General features: G+C 63.7%; 6 protein-coding genes and 1 pseudogene. 3 read left to right on the forward strand and 4 right to left on the reverse strand.

The genetic code is table 11. The features are described from left to right. Positions 1-265 (forward strand): annotated as a pseudogene (locus AC1RQF_RS32990) (transposase); the annotation flags it as partial. Positions 266-380: 115 nt separating this feature from the next. On the opposite strand, the gene AC1RQF_RS32995 reads toward AC1RQF_RS32990, so the two are convergent. Both AC1RQF_RS32995 and AC1RQF_RS33000 read right to left on the reverse strand, forming a co-directional pair. After that, entirely contained in the window at positions 381-680 is a 300-nt protein-coding gene (locus AC1RQF_RS32995) for a type II toxin-antitoxin system RelE/ParE family toxin (RefSeq protein ID WP_492874303.1), read from the reverse strand. Then, positions 670-915: a type II toxin-antitoxin system ParD family antitoxin gene (locus AC1RQF_RS33000; protein ID WP_492874305.1), complete on the reverse strand. Its 246-nt coding sequence runs from the start codon at positions 913-915 to the stop codon at positions 670-672. The genes AC1RQF_RS32995 and AC1RQF_RS33000 overlap by 11 nt, the downstream gene beginning before the upstream one ends. Positions 916-2,250: 1,335 nt before the next feature. Between AC1RQF_RS33000 and AC1RQF_RS33005 the strand changes: the two genes are divergently transcribed. After that, complete coding sequence (locus AC1RQF_RS33005; RefSeq protein ID WP_492874307.1) at positions 2,251-2,541, forward strand: hypothetical protein; 291 nt, start codon at positions 2,251-2,253, stop codon at positions 2,539-2,541. Further along, positions 2,505-2,996 carry a hypothetical protein gene (locus AC1RQF_RS33010; protein ID WP_492874309.1) on the forward strand — a complete coding sequence of 164 codons (492 nt, stop codon included), beginning with the start codon at positions 2,505-2,507 and terminating at the stop codon, positions 2,994-2,996. The genes AC1RQF_RS33005 and AC1RQF_RS33010 overlap by 37 nt, the downstream gene beginning before the upstream one ends. Before the next feature lie 66 nt (positions 2,997-3,062). Here the strand turns inward: AC1RQF_RS33010 and AC1RQF_RS33015 are convergent, their stop codons facing one another. Together AC1RQF_RS33015 and AC1RQF_RS33020 are read right to left on the reverse strand one after the other, a co-directional pair. Continuing rightward, the gene (locus AC1RQF_RS33015; protein ID WP_492874311.1) at positions 3,063-4,184 is read right to left on the reverse strand and encodes a fimbrial protein; all 1,122 of its coding nucleotides are present in this window, start codon (positions 4,182-4,184) and stop codon (positions 3,063-3,065) included. Positions 4,185-4,323: 139 nt separating this feature from the next. Then, the gene (locus tag AC1RQF_RS33020; protein ID WP_492874312.1) at positions 4,324-5,439 is read right to left on the reverse strand and encodes a fimbrial protein; all 1,116 of its coding nucleotides are present in this window, start codon (positions 5,437-5,439) and stop codon (positions 4,324-4,326) included. Between the last annotated feature and the right edge of the window lie 43 nt (positions 5,440-5,482).

Consider the following 5,482-nt stretch of genomic DNA (forward strand, 5'->3'; position numbering starts at 1 on the left):
CGTGAAGTCATTGACCGGGTACGAGTCGATCAGGCCAATCAGCTTCGGCACGACCGTCCTGCGCGCAAAGTACTGAATGTTCGCTGAGCGCCTGCAGAGCGACTGGCACGGCATTCCGGCTCGTTGCAGGCACCCGCTCAATACCAGCGTCGTCGAAGGCATCAACAACACCATCAAGGTCATCAAACGCCGGGCTTATGGCTACCGCGACGAGGAATATTTCTTCCTCAAAATCCGCGCTGCGTTCCCCGGTAATCCACGATGAACCAAAAAGAAACCCGGCCGAGGCCGGGTGTGAAGGCGTTGCTACTGTATGTGGGGCGATGGCGCAGGACCGCTAATATCCTGTTGAGTGAGCGCGTCGCCGCGCGGCAGGCCGACTACAAATGCCTGTCGACGTCCATGCGCTGGTGCAACACCCGGATCACGTCCAGCGTGGCCGTCGTTGCACGATAGAACACCACGTGCGACCCGACCAGGTAGCGCCGATAGTCGTCGCGCGCGCGGCTCGGCCGCCCCGCCCACTCGCCCCGCGCCAAGCGCTCGAATGCCTCAATCAGCTCGCCGACGTAGCGCTCGGCCTGTTCGAGTGACCACTGCTTGAACGTATAGGTCCAGATGTCCTCGAGATCGGCCTCGGCCAACGGCGTTAGCCTGACCGCCCGGACCTTAGCCCGCATGCTTGGCACGCATGCGCGCGAGGAACCCCTGGCCGTCGAAAGCCGCCGGCGCGCCAGAGGCCTCGCCGGCGCGGAGCGCTTCCTGCAGGGCCCGCAGCTCAGTTTCCTGGGTCTCGAGCAGGCGCAGGCCCGCCCGAACCACGTCGCTGGCCGAGCCGTAGCGGCCAGACGCGACCTGGGTGTCCACAAACTGGGTCAGATGATCCCCCAGCGAGATCGATGTATTCCGCGGCATCGCGCACCTCCTCATGATGCGTTGATCATATACCAAAATTTGGTATCGCTTGCGACGGTGCCGCCGACAGTACTCGCGATAAGCACAGTTATCGCATGTGCGATTTCTGTACCCTCGCCGGCGTGCGCGCCGGCGTCGCCCACAAAAAAACCGGCCGCAGCCGGGTGGGAGGTCGTCGATCGCGGCACACGTGTGCGCCACTGCTCCCTTCGACCCACAATGGCCTGTCGGCGACCGGCGGCTGTCAACGGGAGGCTGGCCGTGGCTCGCGCCGCGTGCGTCAACGCCCCGCGCGCCGACGCAATGGCTAGCCGTGATGGGGCGGGCAGGTACAGGGCTGGCAGGTTTCCTTGCAGACCTGGCCGTGATTATTCATCCAGCGCTGACAGCTCGTATTGTGCGAATCAGGCGTGTAGTGGCACTGGCAATAGCGGTTGGTCTGCGCCATTGGAATATCGCAGTGATTGTTCGGATCGTCTTGCGCGTAAACCGTCTGTATCAAGGCGGATAACAGCATCCCTACCCATAGCGCGGTTCTCATGGTGGTTTCCCCGGTCATGTGTCGTGGTGACACGATTAGGACTCTAGGTTCCCGCTCACCGCTTCACAAGGACATCAGGCGCGCACCGGACACTCGACCGCGCTCGTCCTGGCTGTCCTATCGAGGCCGGTTGTCTATTGCGACGGGCGTTCACACAACTAAGATTATCGAACGTATGGGTCGGAGCGATAATTTGCCCAATCGACGGTCGATCCGCGGCGTCGATTAAGCAAACGGGACCACCGCGGGGTCGAGCTTGCCGATCAGCTTGAGCTGCATAGCCTACAGCGCGACGATCGCGGCCGGCATCATGTGCTCGGGCAGTTCGGCGGGCAGCGTTTTCCGCAAGGCCGCGATGTCGACACCCGCGTCGCCGTGCAGCACCACCTACGCAACCAGATGCGCGGCCACGCCCTCCGCCTGCGACACGCTCGCCGGTCGCTCACGACAAACGGCGCACTGCTGACCGTCAAGGGCGGCATCATCAATATGAATCGAGGCGGTGATGGACGGGCTGCAGGACGTTTCATTCAAGCACGGCGACACGTGCATCGACGGCACGACGCTCGACTGCGCATTGAACGGCACGGCGCATCCAGCTGACCATGTACGCGGTAGCCTGCACTGTGCCGCGACGATGCACGCGCCGACAGGCGCTCGATCTGCTCAACGGACACGATGCAATCCCGCCCGACTGAACCAACGCCTGGCCGCGACGCATCGGGATCGGCTCCAGCACGCCCCCTGCTCGCCCGCCCAACGTCCACCAGCCGTGTGGTCTAACTAACGCGACCATGAAATCGAATCTTCTCCGCCGCTTCTCATGCGCGCTGTTGAGATGCGATCTCGACGCCGCGATTCCGCGCGCCGAGAATTTTTTCGATGGCTTCGACGCGATGGAAGCGCAGGCCTTCGCCCAGGGCGTCGTCGTTCGTGGCAACCCGCCGGCGCAGTTGTCGTGGTACTTTCAGACGCCGCTCACGTACCGAAAAATGCCCCCCTGCTCGCCGAAATGGGCGTCGCAGCTGTCTACCAACCGTAATAGACGATGGAAATCAGCGCACTGTTCCGCGACAGCGATTTGACCTCCCGCGACTTCCCGGCGATCGTCGCTCGCCAGTCCAAGATCGTGGCGTCCCTGGCGGTCTTGGCTCCAGCGATGGTGCACGAGCACTGGTTTTTGAAGGGCAACACGCTCAATGAGGCGACGCTCTACCCCGCCTTCGACACCGACGGATCGCCGTCGACGCCCGCGATCGCCGTGCTGAGCGAAGCGTTCCGCGAGAGCAAGCAAGGGGTGTCGTTCGCCGCGATCTGGAACAACAGCACCGCGCCCAATGGCAGGGGATCGATGACGTGTCGCATCTCCGATGCCAAGGTGCTGCCGGACCGGCTCTCGGTTCGGCTCGGGGCACCGAGCTGCTATGCGACGGTTGATGCGGCCGCTGGCGTGGTGCGCGCCGTGATCGACACGTTTGCGCCGCGCGTCGTCCAGCAAATTCCGCGAGAGCAAAATGCCGGATTCGACATTCGCGCATGACCGAACGAATCCACGCATACGCCCTGAACGGGCGCATGCCCCGGTCGTATCCTTTGTCTCGATGGCTTACTGATACGTCATGGTGAAGGTCAGCACCGCATTCGCACTGCCGGCCGTCACGCTGGCGGCCGTCTGGTAGTACGCGGCCGTGAGCGGGATCGTGTAGGAACCGCCCGTCGTCTTGCTGTAGCTCGTCAGTGTGTATTGCGTGTTGTATTTCAGCGGATTGCCGCTGCCGTCCTTCAGTTGCAAACCGATGCCGGTGGCCGTCGAACCGCTCGACAGCGCCAGCACGCCATTGGTGGCGTCGAGCACGGCATTGACCGGAATGAACTGATACTGGATCGAGTTCAGCCCCGTCGGACAGGCATTGACCGCCACGTTGAATGCCTTGGCCGGCGTGCTGGTCGAGCCGATGCCCTTGAAGGCCGACTGCATGTACGAACCCATGGTGACCGTCACGTTCGGCGTGGTGCACGCCGCCACGGTGACGGCAGTCTGGGTCAGCGAATACGACACGTGGCCCGAGGTGCCGACCGTATACGGACCGCCGATATTGGATGCCGTGATGGGCGCGCCCTCGAACAGCACGCCGCCCGTTACCGTACCCGCCGTGATGGGGCCGGTCTTGACCAGGGCCGCCTGAGCCTGGCCGCCATTGATGACCGAGCCGCCCGAACCATTCTGGTTGCAAGCCTGGCCCGCCCACGGGCTGGGAAACGCCGAAAACGGCGTGCCGACATCCTGCCATGACTGCCACCCACACCCGTTCGCGTAGGTCCGCACGCCGATCGCAATACCGACGCCGGGCACATTGGTGTTCCAGACCGTATAGGTCACGCTGTTCGGCCCGGCCACGGTGCCGGCCTTGGTCAACGACAGCGGCTCGAAGACCATGCCGGAGGCAGCCGATCCCGACGTCGTGCAGTTATAGAAGTTGGTGGTGGCCGCGGTACTGATCCAGGAGGTCAGCACCGTCCCGACCGCGGCGTCGCGCGGAACCGTCACCGAAGTCGGCATCGAGAGCGTCACCGTCTGCGCCGTGCCCGTGCAGCTGACGCTCTGGGCGAAGGTCGCTCGCGAGCCCAAGCCCAGCATCAACACCGCCAGCGCGAGCAGCCAGAACGCCAGGCCACGCGCCGATTTCGCCTGCCTGCGTATCGCGGCCGGCTTCTCATTCCATTTCATAATCTTTCCCAGGCTTTTCGGAGGGCGCGAACGATGTCGAATCCGACGCCCCCGCATGACCGAATGCATCGATGCGCAGACCACGACCGGGCGTCATGCGCCCGGCAGCATCCCTCGCCTCGACGGTCGCCACCATGACTTACTGATACGTCATGGTGAAGGTCAACACCGCGTTCGCACTGCCGGGCGTCACGCTGGCAGCCGTCTGGTAGTACGCGGCCGTGAGCGGGATCGTGTAGGAACCGCCCGTCGTCTTGCTGTAGCTCGTCAGTGTGTATTGCGTGTTGTATTTCAGCGGATTGCCGCTGCCGTCCTTCAGTTGCAAACCGATGCCGGTGGCCGTCGAACCGCTCGACAGCGCCAGCACGCCATTCGTGGCGTCGAGCACGGCATTGACCGGAATGAACTGATACTGGATCGAGTTCAGCCCCGTCGGACAGGCATTGACCGCCACGTTGAATGCCTTGGCCGGCGTGCTGGTCGAGCCGATGCCCTTGAAGGCCGACTGCATGTACGAACCCATGGTGACCGTCACGTTCGGCGTAGTGCACGCCGCCACGTTGACGATGGTCTGGGTCAGCGAGTACGACACGGGGTTCGAGGTGGAGATCGTATAGGTGCTGGTCTGCGCCGTCGCAGACGCCCCCTGGAACAGCACACCGCCCGTCACCGTTCCGGCCGTGATGGGGCCGGTCTTGACCAGCGCCACCTGGGCCTGGCCACCGTTGGTGACCGAACCGTTTTGGTTGCAGGAGGAACCCACCCACGGGCTGGGGAACGTCCCCGACGGCGCCCTGCCAAGATCGAACCATGGTTGCCACCCACACCCGTTCGCATAGGTCCGCACGCCGATCGCGATGCCGACGCCAGGCACGTTGGTGTTCCAGACCGTATAGGCGACACTATTCGGCCCGGTCACGGTCATGCTGGCCTTGGTCAGCGACATCGGATCGAAAAGCATCCCCGAAGGTGACGAATTCGACGCCGTGCAGCTATAGAAATTGGTGGTGGCCGCGGTACTGATCCAGGAGGTCAACACCGTGCCGACCGCGGCGTCGCGCGGAACCGTCACCGAGGAAGGCATCGAGAGCGTCACCGTCTGCGCCGTGCCGGTGCAGCTGACGGTCGCGGATGCCGTGCGCGCGCCCAAGCCGAGCATCAACACCATCAGAGTGAGCAGCCAGAATGCCACGCGGCCCAGTCGTTGCGCGCTCGTCCCCATGTCCGACGCACCGGCTCCGCTTATTGGGTGCATACCGCCTCCGCATCCGTCCAGCGCTGCTTGCTCGACTTGTCGG

This window comes from Burkholderia sp. GW821-FHT14F03 (assembly GCF_058803765.1).